Source organism: Phytoactinopolyspora endophytica, assembly GCF_004138495.1.
Classification (GTDB): Bacteria; Actinomycetota; Actinomycetes; order Jiangellales; family Jiangellaceae; genus Phytoactinopolyspora; species Phytoactinopolyspora endophytica.
This window is the reverse complement of the sequence record NZ_ML142881.1, coordinates 30,190-31,915: the sequence shown is the minus strand read 5'-3', so window position 1 is coordinate 31,915 and position 1,726 is coordinate 30,190. Positions and strand designations below refer to the sequence as shown.

Genomic DNA, 1,726 nt, shown 5'->3' with positions numbered 1-1,726 from the left:
GGAACTCGTAGCCCAGCGGCGCCTCGTTGATCGCTTCGCCGGTGCCGACTCCGAGGATGAACCGTCCGCCGGAGAGCCGGTCCAGGGTGGCGGCCGCCTGCGCTATGAGGGCGGGGTGGTATCGGTACAGCGGCGCGGTCACACTGGTGGCCAGTTCGACCCGTGACGTCGCCTGGGCCACCGCACCGAACCAGCTCCACACGAAGCTGGCGGCGGACGCATCGTCGACCCATGGGTGAAAGTGGTCGGCGCCGGTGACCACGTCGAATCCGGACTGCTCGGCGAGAACGGCGTGCTCGAGGAGTATCTCGGGCTGATAGGACTCATGACTGCACAACCATGCGAGTTTCACGAACTTCACCCTATAGAGTGATCATCCCGCGATGCTCGTCGGACTCGCACATTTCTGCTGAGCGCGAATGCCGCGTGGGTTGCGTCGCTGTGGGGACGCTGGGATCCGCGTGCACGTACAGGCGAGCAGTGACAGGATCTACAACCATGGACCTGACGTTGGACGAGGTGAAGGCGGCCCGCGAGCTGCTGCACGATGTCGTGCGCCCCACACCCCTGGAGGACTCGCGTTGGCTGGGTGCCAAGGTCGGCGGCCCGGTCTACCTGAAGTGCGAGAACTTGCAGCGCGCCGGGTCTTTCAAGATCCGGGGCGCATACGTGCGGATCGCGCGGCTGACCGCCGAGGAGCGGGCGTACGGCGTGGTGGCGGCGAGCGCCGGGAACCACGCTCAGGGAGTCGCGCTGGCCGCGAGCATGCTCGGTGCCCGCGCCACCGTGTTCATGCCGGAAGGCGCGGCGATCGTGAAGGAGAAGGCGACCCAGGCGTACGGCGCCGATGTCCGCTTCGCCGGTGCCACCGTCGATGAGGCGCTCCTCGCGGCGCGGGCGTTCGCGGCGGAGACCGGCGCCGTCTTCATCCACCCCTTTGATCATCCGGACGTGGTTGCCGGACAGGCCACCGTGGGCACGGAGATCCTCGAGCAGTGCCCGGACGCACGCACCATCATCGTCGGGACCGGCGGCGGCGGGCTGTTGGCGGGAATGTCGCTGGCCGTGCATCATCAGCGCCCAGACGTCCGCGTCGTCGGTGTGCAGGCCGAAGGCGCCGCAGCGTTTCCGGCCTCTCTCAAAGCCGGTGCGCCGGTCTCCTTGGACCGGCTGTCCACGATGGCCGACGGTATCGCGGTCGGGCGCCCGGGGGAGATCCCGTTCGATCTTGTGCGGAAATACGTCAGCGGTGTGGTGACGGTGTCCGAGGAGTCGCTGTCTCAGGCGCTCGTGTCGCTTCTGGAACGCGCCAAGCAGGTCGTCGAGCCGGCCGGGGCCGCGGCGGTTGCTGCGCTGCTGGAAGATCCCGGGGCATACGAGCCGCCGGTGGTGGCGGTGCTGTCCGGTGGGAACATCGACCCGTTGCTGCTCATGCGCGTCATCAGACACGGCATGGCCGCGGCGGCCCGCTACTTGTCGATCCGTGTGCGGGTGCCGGACGCGCCAGGTGCGCTCGCGCAGCTGCTCGGTGAGCTGGCCTCCGTGGACGCGAACGTGCTCGACGTCGTCCACGAACGAACCGGTGCGTCGTTGCCGATCGACCAGGTGGAGGTCTCTCTCCAACTGGAGACTCGCGGGCCGGAGCACCGCGCTCGGGTGCTCGCACGGCTACGCCAGGCGGAGTATCCGTTGTCGATACCCGAGGGTTGAGTTTAACTTTTATCAA

2 protein-coding genes are annotated in these 1,726 nt (G+C 67.8%); one reads left to right on the top strand and one right to left on the bottom strand.

Annotated features, from left to right (window positions below; translation table 11 throughout):
* Nucleotides 1-352 (bottom strand): LLM class flavin-dependent oxidoreductase (locus ELR45_RS40050; protein WP_240760327.1); only part of this gene is annotated, 352 nt, incomplete at its 3' end.
* A gap of 146 nt (nt 353-498) precedes the next feature.
* Here ELR45_RS40050 and ilvA point away from each other — a divergent pair.
* Nucleotides 499-1,710: a threonine ammonia-lyase gene (gene ilvA, locus ELR45_RS33450; RefSeq protein ID WP_129670144.1), complete on the top strand. Its 1,212-nt coding sequence runs from the start codon at nt 499-501 to the stop codon at nt 1,708-1,710.
* The last annotated feature ends 16 nt before the right edge of the window (nt 1,711-1,726 follow it).

What these genes read in the sequence shown, in the direction of transcription:
- ilvA (WP_129670144.1), top strand. Translation starts at nt 499, where the DNA reads ATGGACCTGACGTTGGACGAGGTGAAGGCGGCCCGCGAGCTGCTGCAC.